Source organism: Pseudomonas sp. S04 (assembly GCF_009834545.1).
In the GTDB taxonomy this organism is placed as follows: Bacteria; Pseudomonadota; Gammaproteobacteria; order Pseudomonadales; family Pseudomonadaceae; genus Aquipseudomonas.
This window is the reverse complement of the sequence record NZ_CP019427.1, coordinates 2,579,559-2,600,799: the sequence shown is the minus strand read 5'-3', so window position 1 is coordinate 2,600,799 and position 21,241 is coordinate 2,579,559. Positions and strand designations below refer to the sequence as shown.

At 58.2% G+C, this 21,241-nt stretch carries 21 protein-coding genes and 1 tRNA gene; 12 read left to right on the top strand and 10 right to left on the bottom strand.

Annotation, left to right across the window (positions count from 1 at the left end):
* Positions 1 to 82: 82 nt before the first annotated feature.
* On the bottom strand, positions 83 to 280 hold the full coding sequence (locus tag PspS04_RS11645) for a hypothetical protein (RefSeq protein WP_159995346.1): 198 nt from the start codon (positions 278 to 280) through the stop codon (positions 83 to 85).
* Between PspS04_RS11645 and PspS04_RS11640 the strand changes: the two genes are divergently transcribed.
* The 9 genes from PspS04_RS11640 to PspS04_RS11600 all read left to right on the top strand — a co-directional run bounded on the left by PspS04_RS11640 (position 269) and on the right by PspS04_RS11600 (position 6,555).
* Entirely contained in the window at positions 269 to 1,060 is a 792-nt protein-coding gene (locus tag PspS04_RS11640) for a LexA family protein (RefSeq protein WP_237234986.1), read from the top strand. The two genes, PspS04_RS11645 and PspS04_RS11640, sit on opposite strands and share 12 nt — an antisense overlap.
* 137 nt (positions 1,061 to 1,197) lie before the next feature.
* Positions 1,198 to 1,398, top strand: coding sequence for a hypothetical protein (locus PspS04_RS11635; protein WP_159995344.1), 201 nt, complete (start codon positions 1,198 to 1,200; stop codon positions 1,396 to 1,398).
* Positions 1,395 to 1,769, top strand: a complete 375-nt coding sequence (locus tag PspS04_RS11630; RefSeq protein ID WP_159995342.1) for a hypothetical protein — start codon at positions 1,395 to 1,397, stop codon at positions 1,767 to 1,769. The genes PspS04_RS11635 and PspS04_RS11630 overlap by 4 nt, the downstream gene beginning before the upstream one ends.
* Before the next feature lie 10 nt (positions 1,770 to 1,779).
* Entirely contained in the window at positions 1,780 to 2,055 is a 276-nt protein-coding gene (locus PspS04_RS11625) for a phage antirepressor KilAC domain-containing protein (RefSeq protein ID WP_159995340.1), read from the top strand.
* Positions 2,052 to 2,426, top strand: coding sequence for a hypothetical protein (locus tag PspS04_RS11620; protein WP_159995338.1), 375 nt, complete (start codon positions 2,052 to 2,054; stop codon positions 2,424 to 2,426). The genes PspS04_RS11625 and PspS04_RS11620 overlap by 4 nt, the downstream gene beginning before the upstream one ends.
* A complete protein-coding gene (locus PspS04_RS11615) occupies positions 2,423 to 2,665 on the top strand; it encodes a pyocin activator PrtN family protein (RefSeq protein ID WP_159995336.1) in 243 nt (80 codons plus the stop codon). Before PspS04_RS11620 ends, PspS04_RS11615 begins: the two co-directional genes overlap by 4 nt.
* Before the next feature lie 159 nt (positions 2,666 to 2,824).
* Positions 2,825 to 3,091, top strand: coding sequence for a DUF4224 domain-containing protein (locus PspS04_RS11610; RefSeq protein WP_159995334.1), 267 nt, complete (start codon positions 2,825 to 2,827; stop codon positions 3,089 to 3,091).
* Positions 3,092 to 3,093: 2 nt separating this feature from the next.
* Positions 3,094 to 4,161 carry a tyrosine-type recombinase/integrase gene (locus PspS04_RS11605; protein WP_159995332.1) on the top strand — a complete coding sequence of 356 codons (1,068 nt, stop codon included), beginning with the start codon at positions 3,094 to 3,096 and terminating at the stop codon, positions 4,159 to 4,161.
* A gap of 234 nt (positions 4,162 to 4,395) precedes the next feature.
* Complete coding sequence (locus PspS04_RS11600) at positions 4,396 to 6,555, top strand: KAP family NTPase (RefSeq protein ID WP_237235010.1); 2,160 nt, start codon at positions 4,396 to 4,398, stop codon at positions 6,553 to 6,555.
* 340 nt (positions 6,556 to 6,895) lie between these two features.
* Here the strand turns inward: PspS04_RS11600 and PspS04_RS11595 are convergent, their stop codons facing one another.
* The 7 genes from PspS04_RS11595 to PspS04_RS11565 all read right to left on the bottom strand — a co-directional run bounded on the left by PspS04_RS11595 (position 6,896) and on the right by PspS04_RS11565 (position 14,827).
* Positions 6,896 to 7,855, bottom strand: a complete 960-nt coding sequence (locus PspS04_RS11595; RefSeq protein ID WP_159995330.1) for a DUF4365 domain-containing protein — start codon at positions 7,853 to 7,855, stop codon at positions 6,896 to 6,898.
* Positions 7,856 to 8,230: 375 nt separating this feature from the next.
* Positions 8,231 to 8,304 (bottom strand) — tRNA-Cys (locus tag PspS04_RS11590).
* Positions 8,305 to 8,529: 225 nt separating this feature from the next.
* On the bottom strand, positions 8,530 to 9,876 hold the full coding sequence (locus PspS04_RS11585) for a glutamine synthetase family protein (RefSeq protein WP_159995328.1): 1,347 nt from the start codon (positions 9,874 to 9,876) through the stop codon (positions 8,530 to 8,532).
* A gap of 23 nt (positions 9,877 to 9,899) precedes the next feature.
* Positions 9,900 to 10,457 (bottom strand): helix-turn-helix domain-containing protein, encoded by a 558-nt coding sequence (locus PspS04_RS11580; RefSeq protein ID WP_095169638.1) that lies wholly within the window; start codon positions 10,455 to 10,457, stop codon positions 9,900 to 9,902.
* A gap of 25 nt (positions 10,458 to 10,482) precedes the next feature.
* A complete protein-coding gene (locus PspS04_RS11575; RefSeq protein ID WP_159995326.1) occupies positions 10,483 to 11,772 on the bottom strand; it encodes an NAD(P)/FAD-dependent oxidoreductase in 1,290 nt (429 codons plus the stop codon).
* A gap of 82 nt (positions 11,773 to 11,854) precedes the next feature.
* On the bottom strand, positions 11,855 to 13,693 hold the full coding sequence (locus tag PspS04_RS11570; RefSeq protein ID WP_159998792.1) for an amidohydrolase: 1,839 nt from the start codon (positions 13,691 to 13,693) through the stop codon (positions 11,855 to 11,857).
* Between the two features lie 90 nt (positions 13,694 to 13,783).
* Positions 13,784 to 14,827 (bottom strand): AraC family transcriptional regulator, encoded by a 1,044-nt coding sequence (locus PspS04_RS11565; RefSeq protein ID WP_159995324.1) that lies wholly within the window; start codon positions 14,825 to 14,827, stop codon positions 13,784 to 13,786.
* 176 nt (positions 14,828 to 15,003) lie between these two features.
* Here PspS04_RS11565 and PspS04_RS11560 point away from each other — a divergent pair, with 176 nt between their 5' ends.
* Genes PspS04_RS11560 through PspS04_RS11550 form a run of 3 tightly spaced genes read left to right on the top strand, consistent with a single transcriptional unit; the run spans position 15,004 to position 17,649 of the window.
* Entirely contained in the window at positions 15,004 to 16,188 is a 1,185-nt protein-coding gene (locus PspS04_RS11560; protein ID WP_159995322.1) for an acetyl-CoA C-acyltransferase family protein, read from the top strand.
* A 14-nt stretch (positions 16,189 to 16,202) separates the two neighbouring features.
* A complete protein-coding gene (locus tag PspS04_RS11555) occupies positions 16,203 to 17,054 on the top strand; it encodes a 3-hydroxybutyryl-CoA dehydrogenase (protein ID WP_095169739.1) in 852 nt (283 codons plus the stop codon).
* Positions 17,041 to 17,649, top strand: a complete 609-nt coding sequence (locus PspS04_RS11550) for a TetR/AcrR family transcriptional regulator (RefSeq protein WP_095169634.1) — start codon at positions 17,041 to 17,043, stop codon at positions 17,647 to 17,649. The genes PspS04_RS11555 and PspS04_RS11550 overlap by 14 nt, the downstream gene beginning before the upstream one ends.
* An 832-nt stretch (positions 17,650 to 18,481) precedes the next feature.
* Here the strand turns inward: PspS04_RS11550 and PspS04_RS11545 are convergent.
* Entirely contained in the window at positions 18,482 to 19,657 is a 1,176-nt protein-coding gene (locus PspS04_RS11545; protein WP_159993658.1) for an integrase core domain-containing protein, read from the bottom strand.
* Between the two features lie 279 nt (positions 19,658 to 19,936).
* Positions 19,937 to 21,205, bottom strand: a complete 1,269-nt coding sequence (locus PspS04_RS11540; RefSeq protein WP_159995320.1) for an OprD family porin — start codon at positions 21,203 to 21,205, stop codon at positions 19,937 to 19,939.
* Positions 21,206 to 21,241 lie beyond the last annotated feature (36 nt).

Here is a 21,241-nt window from a genome sequence, read left to right as displayed (position 1 = left end):
CCACGACCGATGTGCATGTGCTGTGTATCGTCGTAGCTGGGCTGGGGGATCTTTGGTGAGAGGCCCCAGCCCGGCACCCTTTTTAAGCCGCCGACTTCAAGCCTGCGGTTTCTTGTTCTTCGGTGTATAGGCGCTCAATGGCCTTCCCCGTCACATAGCGAACGTCAGCACCTTTAGCGGCACGATTGATAGTTGGCTGTGTTGTACCAACACGCTCGGCGATCACGCGCTGGGACAAGCCAGACCGCAGAAGCACCGCAAGCATTTCTTGGATAGTCATATTGTTCACCGATGCGCTTTCGCATTGGCCGCAACAATACACAAACGTATTGAACGATTCAATACAATCTCCGATACGTTTTTGAATCAAGGCAGAAGAAAAGTGATTGGGGACCGCATCGCTCAACGCATGGTGGAACTAGACTTATCCGAAGGGGAACTAGGCCGTCGCTCCGGCGTACCCCAGCCCACCATTCACAGGATCGTGACGAATGCGGTTTCCAGCCCTCGTCACGACAACGTTGAAAAAATTGCGAAGGCTCTTAAGGTCAGTAGCAACTGGCTTTGGAACGGAGGCGAACACAAGGACCCCAATCCAAGCCAAATCCACCACCCATCTGCAGAGTCAAACGTCGAACCCGGGCCGGCAATTAAAGGATATGTCCCATTGATTTCATGGGTACAAGCAGGAGCTTGGTGCGAGATTGAAGATGTGCGCACGCTTGATGATGCCGAGATTTGGCTGCCGTGTGCTGCATCCCATAGCCGTCAGACCTACGCACTTAGGGTTCGTGGTCTGTCCATGTTCAACCAACACGAACGTCGCTCTTTTCGAGATGGCGATATCATCTTTGTAGATCCAGCCAAGGACGCCGAAAATGGCTCATTGGTAATAGCCAAATTGGTCAACAGCCAAGAAGCAACGTTCAAGCAATTAGTCATGGAGGGAAATCGTAGGTTCTTGAAACCCTTGAATCCGGCCTGGCCGGAGCCAATCATCGAGTTAGAAAACGACGCGATCATTTGCGGGGTTGTATTCTCCAAGCTTGAAATCTTCTGAAGCTGCGACATGAAGGAAGCCCGCTCATCGCGGGCTTTTTTATGCTTGACCACAAAATCAATTCAAATGAGTATTGACTGGATCAATACGCATTTGTATCGTTTGCGCCGTACACCTCTCACCAAAGAGTACGAGCCATGCAAACCACGCATCACAGCAACACCCGCTGCCCGGTTTACTTACATCCGGCAGCCAGCACTAACCCCGCTGCCGTAGAAACCATTCAAAAACGTACCGGCCTGTTGGTGATCATCAACATCGGTCGCCTTGCCGCCACCCTTCGTGCTCGCCCTTTCGCCACCGGCGAATCCGGCCCTTGGGGAGGTGACGCAGCATGAACAACTACCGTATCCCGCTCGCAAAACAAGAGTTGCTGCATCAGATGCTTCAGGCAGGAGGAACCGCCGTTTGCCCTCTTCTACGGCCAGAGCAAACCATCCATGCGAGCTTTGAAGTAGAGCTCACCGACGACAGCGCGGTCATCAGCGTGGACTTTGGGGGCCACACAGGCGAACTGACCCTCAAGCGCTCAGATCGGGCCAATCACCTGCACCTCCGGGATTTCATCCAGGACATTGCGAACGGTCGCATTGAGTCGGCAGAGCCGGCGCCGCCGCCAGAACAACCCACTCGCACGGCACAAATTCAGCAAATGCTGGCCGAGTCGGAAGCACTGCTGAACAACGTTCGAGAACTGCTCGCAGCCTGAGGACAGCGCCATGAACCGCACCTTGGATCAAACGGCCGCCGTGCTCGGCCTCAAGCCCCGCGCCTTCCGCACCAGGTTGCGGGAACTGCGCATCCTAACCAATGACGGGGACCTGGCCAGCCATCACCGCGACCGGGGCTACCTGTTCTCGGATCCGCGCAGCGTCCAGATCGGAAAAACCAATCGCTATCGGCACTACGTCGTAGTGATGGTGAAGGAAGAAGGCGTCAAGTGGATCGCAAAAAAACTGAACATCACTGTCACGCACAAGGAAGCCGCAGCATGAGCCAGAACGCTATCACCCAAGCCATCGGCGCACTGAAGCTGGTTCCGATGTTTCTCAATCATCCAACCGTCATCAGTCGCGCCACGCTGATTGGCGCATCCGCCGAAGCGGTCCAGTTGCTCGAGGCGTTACCAGCGGTCAGCGCTGAACTGGCCGAGGTGTTCCGCTGCGTCGATGCGGTCATTGGTGAAGGCCACATCGCCTACGTCACCCCAACCAAATCGCCGGAATACCCCTACGGCGCCGTTGTAGCTGACCGAGAGGGTCACGTCTGTGCAGCAGCCATGGGTAAAAGCAAAGACGGCCTTGCTGAGCTGATCCGCATGAAGTTGCTGCCCCCATTGGAGGGGCACGGGGAGGAAGTAGCATGAGTCACACACTCGACCAACTACGGCGCCAGTTCGCAACGCCCTGCCCCACCTTGACTGCAGTGCGTGAGCAATATTTCACGCACATCCGCACAGACCGATACCTGCTGAGCGAAATCAAGGCTGGTCGAATCGCCCTGGAGGTGAAGCGCTTGCACTGTTCGGCGCGCGCTAAGCCAGTGGTTTATCTACACGATCTGGCCGAGTACCTCGATGCCCTGGCGACGAAGAAAGCGGCCTGATTCAAACGGTAGCCCCTGCCGATCAGGGGCATACAACAGATAACCGATAAGGCACAACATCTGAGTAACGGACGTTCCTTTACCGGAAATTTGGGCAATATCGAAGGCCGCAGCCTCTCACCGAATCACGGCAGCGGACTCAACTGAGGCACATAGCATATGACTGTATTTGACACTAGAAAAAGCCTTTCCCAGCTAGCAAGTGAAACACTCACAGAAGATGAGTTGGCCGCTATCACCGGATACAAAATTCCCTCTTGCCAACGTCAATGGCTGCAACGTAATGCATGGGAGCACGTACTCACCGCGGCACAACGCCCCGTCGTAGGCCGCGTGTATGCCCGCCTGAAACTCGCCGGTTTGAAACCCTCAGCAACCAATGCCGTCGCTGAAATCTGGTCCCTAGATCTCTCCCGCGTAGGCTAACAATGCGCCAGAAGAAAGCAGTAAACCGAGATCTTCCACCACGAATGATTCGGCGCATACGGAAGAGAAAGAATGGGAGCATCTGGGTGGGTTATTACTACAACGGCAGGGATGCCGACGGTAACCGAGTGGAGATCCCTCTCGGCGGCGACCTCGATGAGGCTAAAGTTGAATGGGCGCGCCTGGATCGGAAAGCCACGCCTAAGCCTGCTCACCTGATGGGCAGGCTATTCGACGACTACGAAGAGAAAGTCATCCCAGGGTTGAAGTCCGGCACCCAAAAGGACTACCTCAAAGGTTTGAAGCAGCTACGCAACGCCTTCGAATCAGCCCCCGTCGAAGCCCTTACCCCGCAGGTGATCGCCCAGTATCGCGACGCACGAACGGCAAAGGTGCGTGCTAACCGCGAGATCGCCCTCCTCTCGACCATATTCACATTTGCCCGTGAATGGGGGCTCACTGAAAAGGCAAACCCTTGCGCCCGGTTGCGCAGGAACAAAGAGACACCCCGCGACTTCTATGCAGGCCAAATCGTTTGGGACGCGGTGTACGCAGAGGCACCGCCCGAGCTCAAGGACGCAATGGATCTGGCTTATCTGACGGGCCAGCGCGCCGCCGATGTGCTCAAAGCATCAACTGCCGACTTGAACAACGGGTTCCTGATGGTAGGCCAGGGCAAGACTGAGAAACGCCTGCGCATCCGCCTACACGACGGCTTAGACGCATCAGGACTCAGCACCTTCCTCGATGCCCTGCTCGAACGCAAAGCCATGGCCGGCATTAGAAGTTCAAGCCTGATCACCAACCAGGCGGGCCTGCGAATGAGTTACGCAATGCTGAGAAATCGGTGGGATGAAGCCCGAGAAAAAGCAGCCGCGAAGGCCGCGGCCGAAGGTGATGCAACGCTTGCCGCCGCGATCCGCCAGTTCCAATTCCGCGACATCCGACCAAAAGCTGCGAGCGAAATTGACGACATTAGTCATGCTAGCCGTCTGCTTGGCCACTCAACGCAGGAGATGACGAAAAAGGTTTATCGCCGTGTTGGTGAAATTGTGCGACCCACAAAATAACTAATGGGCGCGATGGATCGCTACCAGTAGGTTATCTCTGAAAGGACAAATCGACCCAAAGCTACCGTTGGCCAGAGGCTGAAGTCGGCCAGAAAACGTCATCGAGCGTCTACACTATCAGGGGCAATTCACATGGATATGGGGTTTATTAAGGCTTTCGCCTACCATTTTTTGTCGACATCATCCAGCATCTAAAAAATTGAACCGTTGGAAAAAGGGAAGATAATCTTGGGCGTGGAAAACATTCATTTTCTAGCAAGACAAGACCGAGCGATTGAAAACTCCGAAGCCGACGCTTTGGAGCGAGGCCCATTCATTGCGAGCCTTGTAAAAACGCTTGTCCATACCGAACACAACGAAGACGGTACCGTCTCGTCACGCAAAGCGACTGGATTTGTTGTGGGGCTAACGGGTGAATGGGGGCTAGGCAAATCTAGTGTCCTTAACTTGCTTGGTGAAGAACTTAACGTCATGGAGCATGTTGTCGTAGCAACTTTGAACCCATGGCTGTTTAAAGGCCGCGATGAGCTAGTGCAAGCGTACTTCAACAGCTTGCGAGAAGCACTCGGCCAAAGCTCAAGTGAGAAAGTTCGAAGTCTACGGGGACACTTTGAGCGTTATAAGGCGTCGATAGAATTTGTCGGAGCGACGAGTGCGTCGGCCATCGATATTCTGATTGGGAGCGGGGCAGCCACGGTATTCTGGAAAAAGTGGCTAGTAAAAGGCGTTGGCATGTTGATCAAATCCAAGGATCTGACTGCGATGCAAGAGCGCAAGGCTCTTGAGAGCAAGCTTGCCGAAGTCAATGTCGCCGTTGTTGTACTGATTGATGAACTTGATAGAGTTGAGGATGACGAGGTGCGTGCGGTCGCACAACTCGTCAAAGCGGTAGGGGACATCAGGGGCATCTCCTACTTAGTAGCCTACGATCCGGATCGCGTAGCTCAAGCTTTGGGAAGAGGCAGCAGTTCTGAGGAACGGCGAAAAACTGGAGAAAGCTACCTAGAAAAAATCATCCAGTTTCCTATCCCTCTGAGGCCACTGCTCGAAGGCGACGCAAAGGCACTCCTACACAATGCTATGCAATACAACCGAGTTGAGTTGCCGACAGCAGATCGTCCGCATCAAACTGAAATCTATGAACAGTTACTTCGCGTGGTGCGTACACCACGAGAAATTAAGCGATTGATTGGCGCATATTCAGTACTGGAGGAAATCGTCCATGGCGAAGTCTGTCCATATGATGTCCTCGCATACAGCTGGTTAGTCACCAAAGCACCTAGTATTCGCCAGCTTATTGCGGACAGCGTTCAGAGGCTTGTGGATGATCCAGGTATTTCAGAAATGCTCAGACAGCAACAGTGGAGGGCTAATAACGATGCCGCTGAAACGCTAAACGATGTGCTTGGCACCATAGATGAAAACCACGCAGATATGCTTGGGTTATTGTTTCCTCGATTCGGTGGCGATCGAGCGGTTTCTACAGCGGTTGATGACGATGACAGGATCACAAAGCGCAGAAACCTGATTAGGCTGCTCTACTTAGGTAATCCGCCCGGCATGATGTCCAGGGCCGACATTGAAAAAGTATGGACACTTCAAAGCGTCGACGAGACGCTAAGTGCCTTGGGAACGCTGCTAAATTCTGGGCAGCTTGATCAGATTGTCGACCGTATCGGCGATATTCTGCCGACTTTATCAAGCTCTGGAGACAAGATTTTTTGGATTGCGATTTCACGCTTATTGGTTCGTGAGCACGACTGGATTTTAGGTGAGGAGAATACAGGCAGCGTCGTCGATGATGCAGGCGCGATACTGTGGAAGTTTGCACAAACCACGCCAAACGCCAAAGTGCGGGTCAAAGCTATTGTGCAGTCGTTGAAAGAGAACGGAGATCTGCTCATCGTTCCCTGGATACTCAGAAAACACCTCTTTGCCCACGGGTTGACGTCACATCGTCGGCAAAACCATGGTGAGGTAATTTTTGATCTCGAGGAGACCATCGCACTTCGAGATTTGGAACTCCCTCGCTATTACGCTGCCGTAATTTCTGGCATCGCGATTCGAAAACTTCCGGATACTGAGGCGATTTATTGCATGCTCAACTGCAGCTTCTGGGATGATGCACTCAGGCAGTCTCTGACCGCACAGCTAGATAGCATGAGTGCAATCTCTACAATCGCCGCCCTGTTGAATCCTCCTAACGTGATTGTTGATCGAGGCACTCTTAACCAGATGTTCGATGCGGATGCGGTACTAGGAATGACTCGTGGGCTCCTTAGAGACGAAGGTTTTCCTGAAAATGAATGGCTGGCTTCATCAATTCGCCGTTTCCGGGATGCTCTTCTCGGTCGAGATCCGCATTTTAGTAATCCAGATGACGATGATTTTTGATGAGCGCGATGAATTGGATGTCGAAAATTAGGTTCTAGAGTGATCATCAGAATCTATCCATCTCCCTGAGAGTGACACAAAAGTGCTAAAGCGATTGGTATATATGGAAGTCAGTAAACTAGCAATCGCGCCTGCGAGTGAAAGAATAACTCCTGTTTTCTGAAAAGTTTCCGAATGGCCGCTCCTGGCCGAAAGCTGACGCCTGTGAGAGCTGCCACAATCCAAAGTGGACGCTAAGGTGAGAGTTCAGCGGCCGCCGCAGGAACGACTTTTTTTGGTTGTGCAGAGAACGAAGTGAATAATAGTTGAGCGCATTGTTAATGTTTTAGCTGTTTATTTATTAACTTTCTTTGGCGGGATAAGATGTTAGCATGGCCAGATATGTAGGCATGAACCACTCCCTGACTAACTCCTCATACATGTTGGACAAATTCGTTAAGCGATGCCAAATATAATCCGAGCAGTAAGTTAAGAACTGTTCATGATCTTCAGGCTTTACGTCCCTGCTTAATTTTTCCTTGAGTGCGAGTAATTCACTGTGGCTCCACAGAACTGGCTTCCAGAACTCATGACCTGTCCATATGTCTTGCCGTAGTGAAATGTCGACGAAGGTTTTAATCATTTCCGTTGCTTGCGCAAGTGGTATGAAATGTGGGGATGTTGTTTTGCCCTGCATCCGAAAAATTTCTTTTAATTGATAGTTAAATAAAGCAAATGCGCCATACATTTTTGAGCGCTTCCCATATGCTCTTAATGCCACGAGCGCATCTTCTGTATCTAATATTTCATTGGCAGTTGGGATGTAGATTGTCTTTGATCCTTTTGACGCATAGCTAGGGTCTTCTGGGATAAGAACTTTATCTATGTAGTCGTTAAGGCACAAAAAGAAAGCCCTTTCGGAGTTTGTGTCAATTAGCACCAGAAGAACTGGGATTGCAATTCCAATTGACTGGATGGTTAGGATGTCGGACATATCCAACTGAAATTTTGCTACTGGGATTTCAACGCAGTCGTCTTTGTCCTCGATGAGGGTTCCTTTAGCAACATTTCCTCGGCCATATGCCTTTCTCGTAGCGTACTCAATGCAGTCGGATGACTTTAACTGAACGAAAAAATTTTCGCCGAGCGTTTCAGCTATATTTTTGTCCTCATCGATAAAGTCGAAAAGCTCAACAACACAATCAATGCCGTAGTCAGCTCCATAGCTATGGACAACCCACTCTTTTGGAAGCTTTTCTCGCAAAACCCGAACGGATATATCTTCCTTTACTTGGTTTAATGACCTCTGTTTTCTTGGCATGAAAATCCTTATACATAAATAGGTGGGCCACAATATGGGATGGTTTACGCCACTTGTATTGCATAACGCTCCTTATCCATGCGTATTCCCGGAGCCCGTCGGGGCCGCAGTTAAATACGTGGCATAGACAAAGGAAAAAAGGACGAGCACTGCAAGGAGGATACGAAGTCATTTGCAGAGTGTCTATCGCGAGGTTCGAGTGATTGTCCCGTCCCTAAACGTCTCTTTTGGCCGATTGCGGCTTGGCATTACTCTGATCACAGGTGCCCCCATCGTTCGCAGTTGCGGAACACCTATTAAAAATTGCGGAACACTTCACTTTCCTGAGGGCAATAAAAAACCCCGTAGATCATTGATCTACGGGGTTTTCAAGAGTGGAGGCCGAGGTCGGAATCGAACCGGCGTAGGTGGATTTGCAATCCACTGCATAACCATTTTGCTACTCGGCCTCAAACGTCGGATGCCTGAAAAACAACACCAAACGCAAACAAACTGGAGAAGGAAACTAGATTTTCATCTACTCCCAACCCTTTGAAATCTAAAGGGTTTTTCTCGTTCCCTAAGCAGGAATGGACGCAATTCTGGACTGCTTCCGATGTCCTGTCAAGGACGCAAAGTAAAAAATCTCAAGGTTTTCAATTCCCTGGCCCGGGGCGAGCCGGGCCAGGGGGTGATTATAGGTACCAGCGGTATTCCCGTGCGCTTATTTCCTGTTGGAAGGCCAAGTGGTCCTGGCGCTTGTTTTCGCAGTAGACGTCGACGAACTCGGCGCCCAACCCTTCGCGCAGTTGTGGCTGGTGTTGCATGTGGCGTACGGCCTCGAGCATGTCCAGGGGGAAGTCGATGCCACTGTTGCGGTCTTCGTTGAGCGGCGGGATGGGTTCGCGGCCAGCGGCCAGGCCCTGCTCCAGGCCGACCAGGATCGCGGCCAGTACCAGATAGGGGTTGGCGTCGGCACCGGCCAGGCGGTGTTCGATGCGCAGGTTCTTGGCGTCGGACTCAGGGATGCGCACGCAGGCGTCGCGGTCCTCGAAGCCCCAACTGGCGCGGGTGGCCGCGTTGACGGTGCCGCCCAGGCGGCGGTAGGCGTTCTGGTTGGGGGCGAAGATCGGCATGCAGTGCGGCAGCAGTTCCAGGCAGCCGGCGACGGCATGGCGCAGGGCCTGTTGCTGGTTGGCCGCCAGCAGGTTCTGGCCAGCGACGTCGTACAGGCTGACGTGCACATGCATGCCGCTGCCGGGATGTTGCAGGTACGGCTTGGCCATGAAGCTGGCGCGATAGCCGTGCTTGAGGGCCACGCCCCGGGTGCTGCGACAGAACAGTGCGGCCCAGTCAGCGGCTTGCAGGCCGTCGTCAAGGTGGCCGAAGTTGATTTCGAACTGGCCTGGGCCCAGTTCAGCGGTGATCACCGTGGTGTCGATGCCCTGGATGCGGGCGGCCTCGACCATTTCATCGAGTACCGGGGAGAAACGCGACAGGCGCTCGATGTGCATGTTCGGTTGATCGTCGGTGTCGTCGGTCAGGCCGTCGCGGGGGAACTGCGGCAGGCCGTCACGCAGTTGCTTGTCGAACAGGTAGAACTCCAGCTCGAAGGCCACCACCGGGTGAATGCCTTTGCCGCGCAGGCGCTGCAGCACCTGGGCGAGGACTTCCCGGGGTTCGAATTCGATGGGCTTGGCGGTGCCGTCGGAGGTGATCAGCATCTGCCCCAGCGGCTGGGACTCCCAGGTCACGGGTTTGAGTGTGCCCGGTACCAGGCGCCGCACGGCATCCGGGTCGCCGTCGTGGAAGCAGTAGTCACCGATCTTGAACAGACCACCCTGCACACCCAGCAGCACGCAGTTCTGCGGCAACTTGAGGGCCGTGCCGGCGGCGACTTTTTCCAGCATGTCGATCGGATAGCGCTTACCGTAGAAGTGCCCCGGAATGTCCAGGGAGATGAGGTCGACATAACGCACCTCAGGGTAGCGTTGGCGAAAAGCCCGTACTTCGGCCAACAGATCAGAGCAGGCAGCGTCCATCTTCAAGGTTCCCGTTGTAGTGATCAGGTGTAAACCCACAGCACACGCGTGAGTTGGTCAGTGAGGTTGCCGTAGCGGCAGCGGGTGTGGCTGTCGAGCTGGAAACTGTCGCCGGCCAGCAAGGTGACGGGCTCGTCGTCCTCGTCCAGCCACAGGGTCAACTCGCCTTCGAGCACGTAACCGCCCTGCTCCGAGCTGTCGCTCAGGTGCCGCTCACCGCTATTGGCCCCGGCTTCCAGGCGGCTTTCGAGCATCGAGAAGGTGGCGCGCATTTTCGGCGAGACCAGGATGTCGGTGATGCCATTGGCGTAGTACAGGGTGCGGCGCTCATCCGGCCGGGTGACCCACGGCAGGACCTTGGGCTTGGGCAGGCTGTAGAAATAGGTGGTCGGCACCCCCAGGGTCTCGCTGATCGCCGTCAGGTCAGCCACGGTCGGGCGGGACAGGCCACGCTCGACTTGCGAAAGGAAACCCACGGAACGCTCGATCTTGTCCGCCAGCTCCTTGAGGGTGAATTTCTTGTGCTTGCGCAGGTCGTGGATCAGGATCGCCAGCGCGGCAATTTCTTCTTGCTTGTTCATGCCTGGAATTCCGGAAGAGGATTGATCAAATGCTGTCGCGCAGTCGGTACCAGGCCTTGCCGATGGCTTCCAGCGGCGCGGCCAGGTATTTTCCGCCGGGAAAGCTATCGTTTTGCAGACCTTGGTACAGGGCTAACTCGTCGGTCTGGCCGAGGATGGCCGCCGACACCGCGCGTGCGGCGGCCAGGGTCGGCAACACGCCGTGTCCCGAATAGCCCTGCAGCCAGTAGAGATCGCCGCGCCGGCCGATGTCCGGGGTGCGCTTGAGGGTCAGGTCGATGTGCCCGCCCCACGCGTACTCCAGCTCGACGCCCTGCAACTGCGGGAACACCCGCTCGAGAAACGGCCGGGTTGCCGCGTCGATGTCCCTGGGCATGCCGCCCAGGTAGGTGCAGCCGCCACCGAACAGCAGGCGGTGGTCCGGGGTACGACGAAAATAATCGAGGACAAACTGGTTGTCGGTGACGCACACATTGCCCGGCAGCAACGCCCTGGCCAGTGCCGGCGCCAGCGGCGCGGTGGCGACCTGGTAGGTGCCCACCGGCAACACGCAACTGGCCAACTGCGGATCGAGACGATCGAGGTAGGCATTGCAGGCCAGCACCAGCACATCGGCGCGCAAGCTGCCCTGCTCGGTCTCGACCACGTAACGATCGCCCACCTGGCGGTAGCTCAGGGCCTTGCTTTGCTCGTAGATGCGACCGCCTGCGCTTTCGATGGCGGCGGCCAGGCCCAGGGCCAGTTTCAACGGGTTCAGGTGCCCGCCTTCGGGATCGAACAACCCGGCCTGGTAACGCTCACTGGCGACCCACTGCGGCAACTGTTCGCGGGGGATGAATTGCAGGCCATCGTGACCCCACTTGTGGCTGGCCTCGTGCTGCCACTCGGTCAACAGGCTGACCCGCCGGGGCAGGACCGAGGTCCACAAATGCCCGGGGCGATAGTCACAGTCGAAGCCGTGGCGCGCTGGCAGTTCACGCAACTCCCGGGCGGCCCAGCGCATGCTGTCCCACAGGCGGCGCGCGCGCTCATGGCCGAGCGCCGCTTCCAGGGGTGGCATGTCGCAGGACCAGCCGAGAATCGCCTGGCCGCCATTGCGTCCGGACGCGGCCCAGGCCACCCGGCTGGCTTCCAGCACCGTCACGCGCTTGCCGGCCAGGGCCAGGCGCAACGCGGTGTGCAGGCCGCTGAAACCGGCACCGATGATCACCACCTCGGTGTCCTGCTCGCCCGCAAACACCGGTCGTTCCAGCAATCGATCGGCGCAACTGTGGGCGTAGTAGCTGGCGACATGTTGTGTGGATTGCTGAAACATTTGTCTACCCATGAAATTATATTTTTATAATTTCATGAAAAACTACAGCATAATTTTCATTAGCGCAATCGCTGGCCACGTCTCAAAAGGCAAAACACGAACAACCGAAGGCGCCCCAGAATCCCTGGAAATCACTCACCGGGACGTTCGACAGCCGCGCGCGCTGGTGGCCATGGGCATGCACGCCACAGGGTCCGCTGCACCGGTGCACCTGGGTTTGCAGCGGTGCAGTGGGCCGCCAATGCCCCGGGACCTTGACCACCGGCGACCAGTCCGGGGTCACCGGCAAGGTGGGTGGCGCGAGCCGCTGAAAATCCCCCGCCGCGTGCACCACCTTGCCACCGACCACCGTCAGCAGCGACTCGATCCACTTGATCGCCTCGTCCTCGACCGTGAAATAGTCCGCCGTCAGCGCCACCAGGTCCGCCAGTTGCCCGACCTTGATCTGCCCTTTCTTGCCCTGCTCCGAGGAGAACCAGGCACTGCCGTGGGTGTACAGCTCCAGCGCGGTGTCCCGGGGCAGCCCTTGCGGATACAGCGCCAGCCCGCCCACCGTGCGCCCGCTGACCATCCAGTACAGCGAGGTCCAGGGGTTGTAGCTCGACACTCGCGTGGCATCGGTGCCCGCCCCCACCGGCACGCCTTCGGCGAGCATGCGCTGGATCGGCGGGGTCAGCTCGGCGGCCTTGGCGCCGTAGCGTTCGACGAAGTACTCGCCCTGGAACGCCATGCGATCCTGGATCGCGATGCCGCCGCCGAGCGCCCGCACCCGCTCGATGTTTTTCGGGCTGATGGTTTCGGCGTGATCGAAGAACCACGGCAAGCCATTGAACGGTATATCCCGATTGACCTTCTCGAACACGTCGAGCATGCGCGATATCGATTCGTCATAGGTGGCGTGCAGGCGGAACGGCCAACGTTGCTCCACCAGATGCCGCACCACCGGCTCCAGCTCCTGCTCCATGGTCAAGGGCAGGTCCGGGCGCGGTTCGAGGAAGTCCTCGAAATCAGCCGCCGAGAACACCAGCATTTCCCCGGCGCCGTTGTGGCGCAGGTAATCATCGCCCTGGTGCAGGCTGACGCTGGCGGTCCAGTGTTTGAAGTCGTTGAGCTCCTCCTTGGGTTTCTGGGTGAACAGGTTGTAGGCGATGCGGATGGTCAGTTGATCCTTGGCCGCCAGCTCGTTGATCACCGCGTAGTCGTCCGGGTAGTTCTGGAAACCACCGCCGGCATCGATCGCGCTGGTGACCCCGAGGCGGTTGAGCTCGCGCATGAACTGGCGGGTCGAGTTGAGCTGGTATTCCATGGGCAGCTTCGGCCCCTTGGCCAGGGTCGAATAGAGGATCATCGCGTTGGGCCGAGCCACCAGCATGCCGCTCGGCTCGCCATTGGCGTCACGCACGATCTCGCCGCCGGGCGGGTTCGGCGTATTGCGGTCGTAGCCCACCACCCGCAAGGCCGCGCGGTTGAGCAAGGCGCGGTCGTAGAGGTGCAAGACAAACACCGGCGTATCGGGGGCGGCCTTGTTCAATTCGTCGAGGGTCGGCAGGCGTTTTTCGGCGAACTGGAATTCGTTCCAGCCACCCACCACCCGTACCCACTGCGGGGCTGGTGTGCGTTCGGCCTGGTCCTTGAGCAGGCGCAAGGCGTCCACCAGCGACGGCACCCCTTCCCAACGCAATTCCAGGTTGTAGTTCAGGCCGCCACGGATCAAGTGCAAGTGCGAGTCGTTGAGCCCGGGGATCACCGTGCGCCCCAGCAGGTCGACCACCTGGGTGCCCGCGCCGCGCAAGGCCATGGCCTGGGCGTCATTGCCGACCACCACGAACCGCCCGTCCTTGATCGCCACCGCGCTGGCCCGGGGCTTGGCCCGATCCACTGTGTGCAGGCGACCGTTGTGCAGAATCAGATCGGCAATCACGTTATTCATCACAGGCACTCCCCAATCATGGCGACTTTCAACAGTAGTTGAACAACGCCCAGGGCATGCTGGATTACTCAGCCGAGACGATCACCGGTCATGCTCGTCCACCGCCGGCAACGCCTGCGCACCCTGGAACCGTGCCCGATAACGCCCCGGGCTTTCCCCCGTCCACTTCTTGAAGGCGCGGTGAAACGCGCTGGGCTCCTGGAAGCCGATCTGCTCGGCAATCGTGGTGATGCTGGCCTGGGTGCGGCGCAATTGTTCAATCGCCACCGCGCGGCGCACCTCGTCCTTGATCTCCTGGAACGCACAGCCTTCGCGCTCGAGCTTGCGCCGCACGGTGCTGGGGCTCAGGTGTTGCTCGCGGGCAAAGGCTTCCAGAGTCGGCCATTGGCTGTAATCGCTGTTGCGCAGCCGCTGATGGACCTGCGCCGCCAGGCCGTGCTGGTTGCGGAAGCGAATCACCAGCCATTGCGGGGCACTGCGCAAAAACGCCTTGAGCGACGCCAGGTCCTGGGTCACCGGCAGTTGCAGGAAACGGCTGTCGAACTCGATTTGCGTGCGTGCCGCGCCAAAGGTCAGGTTAGCGCCCCAGAGCAAGGCATCGTCGTCCAGGGACAGACGCGGGTGCTGGAAGTCGGCGCGGTCGATGGCGATCCGTCGTCCGCCCAGCCAGCACAGCAGGCTGATCATCAGCACCAGGAAGGTCTCTTCACCAAAACGCGCCAGCTCAACGCTTTGCGCCTGGGTCTGCAGGCTGATCAGCGCGCGTTTGCCGCGCACCGTCAGGGTGCCGCGAAAGTCCCGCAGGAACAGGGCAAAGTTGGCCAGGCACTGGCGCATGGCTTTTTCCAGGGTCGGCTCCTGGATCAGCGCCCGGCAGATCAGGGCGAAGCTGCCGGGTGGCATGCCGTGGGAATCGAGGCCGAAGAACTCGTCCTGCAACTCACCAATCTGCGCCAGCCACAACGCGGCAAACGCCGAGGCCGGGACCCGCGCCGCCGGCTGCTCCAGCAGTTGCGGATCGATCCCCACTTGGCGCAGCACCGCGTGCAGGCGCTGTGGGTCCGCGCGCAAGGCCTGGATCATCGGGTACACGAAGTACACCGCTACCGAATCCGTCTCCCGCATGTATTTCCCTGGCTCCCGATCATCTGAACATGGCAAAAAACGCCACCACCCTTGCGCAGTTTTGGCATAGGCGCCGCGGCGCGGCTGACTCTAGACTCAGCGCCATAAACCAGCCTCCTCCAGCGCCGCCCATATTACGTGAGCCGCGCGCTGCCCACGATACCCAGGGAACATTCATGAAGCCTTCCGATATTTTTGTCCTCAGCGCCGTCCGTTCCGCCATCGGTGGTTTTGGTGGTTCCCTCAAGGACGTTTCGCCGATCGACCTGGGCACCGCCGTGTGCCGCGCCGCCATCGAGCGCTCGGGCCTGGCTCCCGAGCACATCGGCCACACCGTGATGGGCCACGTGATCCCGACCGAAGCCCGCGACGCTTACATCTCCCGGGTGATTTCGATGAACGCCGGCCTGTCCAAGGAAACCCCGGCCTTCAACGTCAACCGCCTGTGCGGTTCCGGCCTGCAAGCAATCGTCAGTGCCGCCCAGAGCCTGATGCTCGGTGACGCCGGCGCGGCAATGGCCGGTGGCGTGGAATCCATGAGCCGTGGCGCCTACCTGCTGCCGCAGGCACGTTGGGGCGCGCGCATGGGCGATATCCAGGGCATCGACTACATGCTCGGCGCCTTGCATGACCCATTCGCCGGGATCCACATGGGCATCACCGCGGAGAACATCGCCGAGCATTTCGGCATCAGCCGCCAGGCCCAGGACCAACTGGCCCTGCTCAGCCAGCAGCGCGCTGCCCACGCCATCGCCGAAGGGCGTTTCGAGGGGCAGATCGTGCCGATCGAGATCGCTACCCGCAAAGGCACCGTGACCTTTGCCACCGATGAACACGTGCGCGGCGACGTCAGCAGCGAACAGCTGGAGCGCATGAAGCCGGCATTCAAGAAAGACGGCAGCGTCACCGCCGGCAACGCCTCGGGCCTCAACGACGGTGCCGGCGCACTGATCATGGCCACCGGCAAAGTCGTGCAGGAACAAGGTCTCAAGCCGATGGCGCGGCTGGTGGGTTACGCCCACGCCGGTGTCGAGCCGTCGATGATGGGCCTGGGTCCGATTCCCGCGACCCGCCTGGTGCTCGAGCGCGCCGGCCTGACCGTGGCTGACCTGGACGTGATCGAGTCCAACGAAGCATTCGCCGCCCAGGCCTGTGCCGTGGCGCAGGAACTGGGCTTCGATCCTGCGAAGGTCAACCCTAACGGTTCGGGGATTTCCCTCGGTCACCCGGTAGGCGCTACCGGCGCGATCATCGCCACCAAGGCCATTCACGAACTGCACCGCGTGCAGGGCCGTTACGCCCTGGCAACCATGTGCATCGGCGGCGGCCAAGGCATCGCCGTGCTGTTCGAACGCGTATGAGCAAGGACATCGACATGAATCTGCAGCACATCGGCGTGATCGGCGCCGGCACCATGGGCAACGGCATCGCGCAGGTCTGCGCGGTGGCAGGCTTGCAGGTGACCCTGATCGACATCGCCGAGAGCGCCTTGCAAAAGGCCCTGGCCACCGTCGGCAAGAACCTCGATCGCCAGGTAGCCAAGGGCAGCCTGAGCCAGGAACAGAAACTCGCGGCCCTGGGGCAGATCCGCACCAGCACCGACTACGCCAGCCTGCACGGCGTGCAGATGGTGATCGAGGCCGCGACCGAGAACCTAGAGCTGAAACTGCGCCTGCTGCAACAAGCTGCGGCCCAGGTCAGCGCCGAGTGCGTGATTGCCTCCAACACCTCGTCGTTGTCGATCACCCAGTTGGCGGCCAGCGTCAGCCACCCCGAGCGGTTCATCGGCCTGCACTTCTTCAATCCGGTGCCGGTGATGGCGCTGATCGAGGTGATTCGTGGCCTGCAGACCAGCGACGCGACCCACGCCCTGGCCCTGGACATGGCCCAGCGCCTGGGCAAGACCGCGATCACCGCGGGCAACCGTCCGGGGTTTGTGGTCAACCGGATCCTGGTACCGATGATCAACGAAGCAGTGCTGGTGCTGCAGGAAGGCCTGGCCAGTGCCGAAGACATCGACGCCGGCATGCGCCTGGGCTGCAACCAGCCGATCGGCCCGTTGGCCCTGGCCGACCTGATTGGCCTGGATACCTTGCTGGCGATCATGCAAGCCTTCTACGACGGCTTCAACGACAGCAAGTACCGCCCGGCCCCGTTGCTCAAGGAAATGGTCGCGGCCGGCTACCTGGGTCGCAAGACCGGACGCGGCTTCCATGTCTACGACTGAGCGCTGCTCGCGCTTTGCCCAAAGCCGGGACAAGGCCCTGGAGCTGTTCGCCAGCAAGGGCTTTGGCCAGGTCGGCATGCGTGAACTGGCGGCGTACCTGGGGCTTACCCCAGGTTCGCTGTATCACCACTACCCGAGCAAACAGCACCTGCTGCTGGATTTGATCGAAGAATTCTACGAAGAACTGCTGGCCACCCTCACCCGCATCGAACGGCGCTCGCGCACCTCCCAGGACCGCCTGTTGCCGCTGATCCAGGCACACCTGAAACTGCATCAGGACATGCCCTGGCACTTTCGCCTGGTGGAGCGCGACAGCAGTTGCCTGAACGATGACCAGCAAGTGCGCGTCCGTCAGTTACAGCAACGCTACGAGCAACAACTGATGCGCATGCTCTGCCCCGCGATCCGACTCGGCGACCAAGCCCTGCTGGCCGCCGGACACACCATCGCCTCCCTGCTCAACAGCGCCCCCGGCTGGCTGGGCCAACACCCCCTGCCCCCCCGCGAGCGCGACCGCCTGCTGCACAGCCTGTTGGTCGGCGCCATCGAACGCATCCTGGCCGACAACACCCCACTACAAGCCAACGTCGCCTGACGGCTCCACAGGTTTGGCGGGTGTATGGATAATCTGCGAACGACCTGGATTAATGTGAGAGCGGGCGCCCGCTTGCGGCGCCTGCTTGCGGCGCCTGCTTGCGGCGCCCGCTTGCGGCTTGCCCGCGATGGCCATAGGTATCTACACAACCTTGTAGCGGCCTGTGGCGAGGGAGCTTGCTTGCGTGGCGGCCTCTGGGGTGGTGTTGGATTAGGCGGAGTACATATCCATTTTTGCGGTAACGGCCACCTATGGTTCCGCTTTTACAGCGGCTCACTTTTGGAGGAGCCCAAAAGTAAGCAAAAGGCTCTTGCCCCACCACTTGGCACCTCGCTTGGGCTCGGTGTGCCCTCACTCCGGCTTGAATCCGTGGGCCGCCGCCACGCGCCATCCATGGCGCGGGGCGGCTAACCCGGCGTCCTGCCGGGTTACCCACGGATTCAAGCCTGCGTTCGGCCAGCGTGGTTAACGGGGCGCCCAGGATCAAAAGCCAGAGCCAGAGCCAGAGCCAGAGCCAGATCAAAAGATGGCTGACTTCGTCAGCGTCTTAGGAAGTAGAAGCCACACCGCGCATGCCGCAGTGATCAGGTCGGCTTTTAGGCCGCCTCGCTTTGTTTTTGATCCTGGGCGCCCCGTTAACCACGCTGGCCGTACTTCGATATTGATTTGGGGGGTAAACCGGCAGGACGCCGGTTTAGCCGCACTGGGCCAGGGAGGGCCCATTGCGGCGGCCCCCCAAATCAATGTCGGAGTACGGGCATGCCGAGCCTAAGCGAGGCACCGAGTGGTGGGGAATGTACGGGACAACCACATGGGTTACAAAAAAGTACCTTTACATAGGTAACACTTTTATCGACACGTACCCGTTCTTTGCCTCTCTAGCATAGACCCGGCCTAGGATTACCGGACCGAATATCACCTCCCACACATCATCACTGATCATCTCCATTCCAATGGTCTGATGCTTAAGCACATTGGCTATATAAATCCGCAGACCTGCTCGATTAATGATTCCATTACTATCAGCCAGGTAACACTCCACGTGGCTCGCATACCCCATTTCAGGCAACTTTTCCGGGTAAGTCCGAGTCGAGGGTGAATAGCAGGAAGCAGGCGTTTTCTGGTCAAGCGCCTCGTGCCCCCGCTCATAATTGTAGTGCTGCATAAAGCGGTCAAACTGTCTCTGCTGAGCCTCCCAAGGAATGGCGGGCGGTTGAGGCAAGGTACTTTTCAGCGTTCGGTGCATGCGTTCGTGACGCCCATTCTGGTCCGGACGGCCAGGCTCAATTCGCTCAGGAATAATCCCTAGTCGCAGCCACCATATCGACAGCTGCGACAGCCCGGCACGGCCGGTACTGGCAAATGGCACACCATTGTCAGTTCGAATACGCTCCGGCAACCCGTACTCGCGGAAAACTCGCTCAAAGGTCTGTTGGGTCTCCTTCAGATTGGTACTGGACATACTCTGGCAGGCCAGTAGAAAACGGCTGGCGTGATCCATGATCGTCAGTGGATAGCACCAAACTCCGGCGCCCGTCAGAAACTGGCCCTTGTAGTCCGCGCTAAAGAGCTGATTAGGTTTTTCTGCCTTGCTCAAAGGTTTGGGATAGACCGCGACACGCCGTCGTACACGCTGCGGCGTAATTAAGTCGGCTGCTTTAAGGATGTTGTAGATGGTCGTTTTTGACGGCGGATCCTGATCGGGAAAGCGCTTGAGCAAGTCATTTTGGATCTTCTTAGGCCCTGGAGTTGTTTCTCCGATAGACCGAAGCTCGATGATTGCCTGCCTAACAGCGACAGGCACCACGTAGCTCTGGTTGTGCCGGCAACGGCTGCGTTCCTCAAGCCCACTAGGCCCTTCAGCTTTGTATCGCTCGACCCATTTATAGCCAGTCTTTCGACTGATCTCGTAGTCACTGCACAGCTTGCTGAAGGTGTGTTTGTCCGCCAGATAGGCAGCGATGAACATCACTTTTCGATCCATAGGTTTCAGCTCTCTCCAGGGCATGGTCAGATCCTCGCGAAATCGACCATGCCAGTTAATAACTGTTACCTATGTGCGTGAACTGATTTGTAACCCATGTGGGTGAGTCATACCGGGAAAGAGCGTTTTGCTTACTTTTGCGCTGTTCAAAAGTGAGCCGCCGTCAGGCGGAACCATAGGAGGCCGTTACCGAAGAAATGGATATGTACTCGGCCTGATCCAACACCCCAGAGCCCCCCACGCGAGCAAGCTTTGCTCCTACAGGGCCAAATATACGCAAGGCCCTGCAGGCGCCAGCCTCTGTTACCAAAGCGCCAGGGTATAGCTGACGATCAAACGGTTCTCGTCGATGTCGCTGGCGAAGCTGGACCGGTAAGTCGCGTTACGCCATTTGAGCCCGACGTTCTTCAGCGCGCCACTCTGGATCACATAACCGATGTCGGTGTTGCGCTCCCACTCCTTGCCTTGCCCTGGGGCGGCGCCCAGGTTGATTTCATCACCCTTGACGTAACGGGTCATGAAGGTCAGGCCGGGAATACCGAGGCCGGCGAAGTTGAAGTCATAACGCGCCTGCCACGACTGTTCGTCCTGGTTGGCGAAGTCGTTGATCTGCAGCAGGTTGACCAGGTAAGGGTCAGTACCGTTGACGTTGGCAAAGCCGGTGTCGCCGCTCATGTCCTGATAGGAGAGGCCAAACGCATGGGCCCCCAGCGAGTAGGTGAACATGGCACCCAGCATGCGGTTGTCGACGTTGCTGTTGCCGTCATCGGTGGCGCTGGACCAGCGCAGGTCGGACTTCAACGACTGCCCCTCCGTCACCGGCAAGGTGTGGGTCAGCGTCAGGTAGTGCTGTTTGTACAAATCGTCCAGATGCGCATAGTGGTACCCGGTGGTCAGCGCGCTGTTCCATTTGTAGTCGGCGCCGATGAAGTCGAACTGGTCGGTAAAGGGGTTGGCACCGGTGATGATGTTGCGCCGCGGCCCCTTCATCAGCGTCATGTCTTCGCGGTTGCTGGAGTTGCGCTGGCTGACCTGAGTCAGGCGGCCGCCGTTGAACGACAGGTTCTCCACGTCCAGCGAGCTCAACTGCCCGCCCTGGAAGGTCTGGGGCAACAAGCGCGATTCGTTGGGTACCAGCACCGGCAACTTGGGCATCAGGGTGCCCAGCTTGAGGGTGGTTTTCGAAACCTTGACTTTGCCGGTCAGACCCAGCTCGCTGTAATCATCCGGGGCCCGCTTGGACACCGGTCCCTGGGGCAGCAGCCCGGTGACCCCGGCACGATCCGGGCTGGAATCGAGCTTGATCCCCAACTGCCCAAGGGCATCGATCCCGACGCCCACCGGCCCTTCGGTGTACCCCGACTCCATGCGCAGGATAAACCCCTGGGCCCACTCCTCGCCCTTGCTTTGCGGAGCGCCGGACTGGCGGAAATCCCGGTTCATGTAGAAGTTGCGGGTTTCCACACTGGCCTTGCTGTCGTCGACAAAGGCCGCCGATGCTGGCGCGCACACCCCGATGACCCCAGCAATACCAGACAACTGAACGATACGGACAGAACGTTTGACGTACATAAGGCTCTCTTTTTTATTGTTGTTGTGAAGCGCACC

What these genes read in the sequence shown, in the direction of transcription:
- PspS04_RS11560 (WP_159995322.1), top strand. Translation starts at nt 15,004, where the DNA reads ATGAAGCCTTCCGATATTTTTGTCCTCAGCGCCGTCCGTTCCGCCATC.
- PspS04_RS11615 (WP_159995336.1), top strand. Translation starts at nt 2,423, where the DNA reads ATGAGTCACACACTCGACCAACTACGGCGCCAGTTCGCAACGCCCTGC.
- PspS04_RS11645 (WP_159995346.1), bottom strand. Translation starts at nt 280, where the DNA reads ATGACTATCCAAGAAATGCTTGCGGTGCTTCTGCGGTCTGGCTTGTCC.
- PspS04_RS11625 (WP_159995340.1), top strand. Translation starts at nt 1,780, where the DNA reads ATGAACCGCACCTTGGATCAAACGGCCGCCGTGCTCGGCCTCAAGCCC.
- PspS04_RS11605 (WP_159995332.1), top strand. Translation starts at nt 3,094, where the DNA reads ATGCGCCAGAAGAAAGCAGTAAACCGAGATCTTCCACCACGAATGATT.
- PspS04_RS11545 (WP_159993658.1), bottom strand. Translation starts at nt 19,657, where the DNA reads ATGCCCTGGAGAGAGCTGAAACCTATGGATCGAAAAGTGATGTTCATC.
- PspS04_RS11580 (WP_095169638.1), bottom strand. Translation starts at nt 10,457, where the DNA reads ATGAACAAGCAAGAAGAAATTGCCGCGCTGGCGATCCTGATCCACGAC.
- PspS04_RS11630 (WP_159995342.1), top strand. Translation starts at nt 1,395, where the DNA reads ATGAACAACTACCGTATCCCGCTCGCAAAACAAGAGTTGCTGCATCAG.
- PspS04_RS11555 (WP_095169739.1), top strand. Translation starts at nt 16,203, where the DNA reads ATGAATCTGCAGCACATCGGCGTGATCGGCGCCGGCACCATGGGCAAC.
- PspS04_RS11575 (WP_159995326.1), bottom strand. Translation starts at nt 11,772, where the DNA reads ATGTTTCAGCAATCCACACAACATGTCGCCAGCTACTACGCCCACAGT.
- PspS04_RS11595 (WP_159995330.1), bottom strand. Translation starts at nt 7,855, where the DNA reads ATGCCAAGAAAACAGAGGTCATTAAACCAAGTAAAGGAAGATATATCC.
- PspS04_RS11635 (WP_159995344.1), top strand. Translation starts at nt 1,198, where the DNA reads ATGCAAACCACGCATCACAGCAACACCCGCTGCCCGGTTTACTTACAT.
- PspS04_RS11565 (WP_159995324.1), bottom strand. Translation starts at nt 14,827, where the DNA reads ATGCGGGAGACGGATTCGGTAGCGGTGTACTTCGTGTACCCGATGATC.
- PspS04_RS11620 (WP_159995338.1), top strand. Translation starts at nt 2,052, where the DNA reads ATGAGCCAGAACGCTATCACCCAAGCCATCGGCGCACTGAAGCTGGTT.
- PspS04_RS11585 (WP_159995328.1), bottom strand. Translation starts at nt 9,876, where the DNA reads ATGGACGCTGCCTGCTCTGATCTGTTGGCCGAAGTACGGGCTTTTCGC.
- PspS04_RS11610 (WP_159995334.1), top strand. Translation starts at nt 2,825, where the DNA reads ATGACTGTATTTGACACTAGAAAAAGCCTTTCCCAGCTAGCAAGTGAA.
- PspS04_RS11540 (WP_159995320.1), bottom strand. Translation starts at nt 21,205, where the DNA reads ATGTACGTCAAACGTTCTGTCCGTATCGTTCAGTTGTCTGGTATTGCT.
- PspS04_RS11550 (WP_095169634.1), top strand. Translation starts at nt 17,041, where the DNA reads ATGTCTACGACTGAGCGCTGCTCGCGCTTTGCCCAAAGCCGGGACAAG.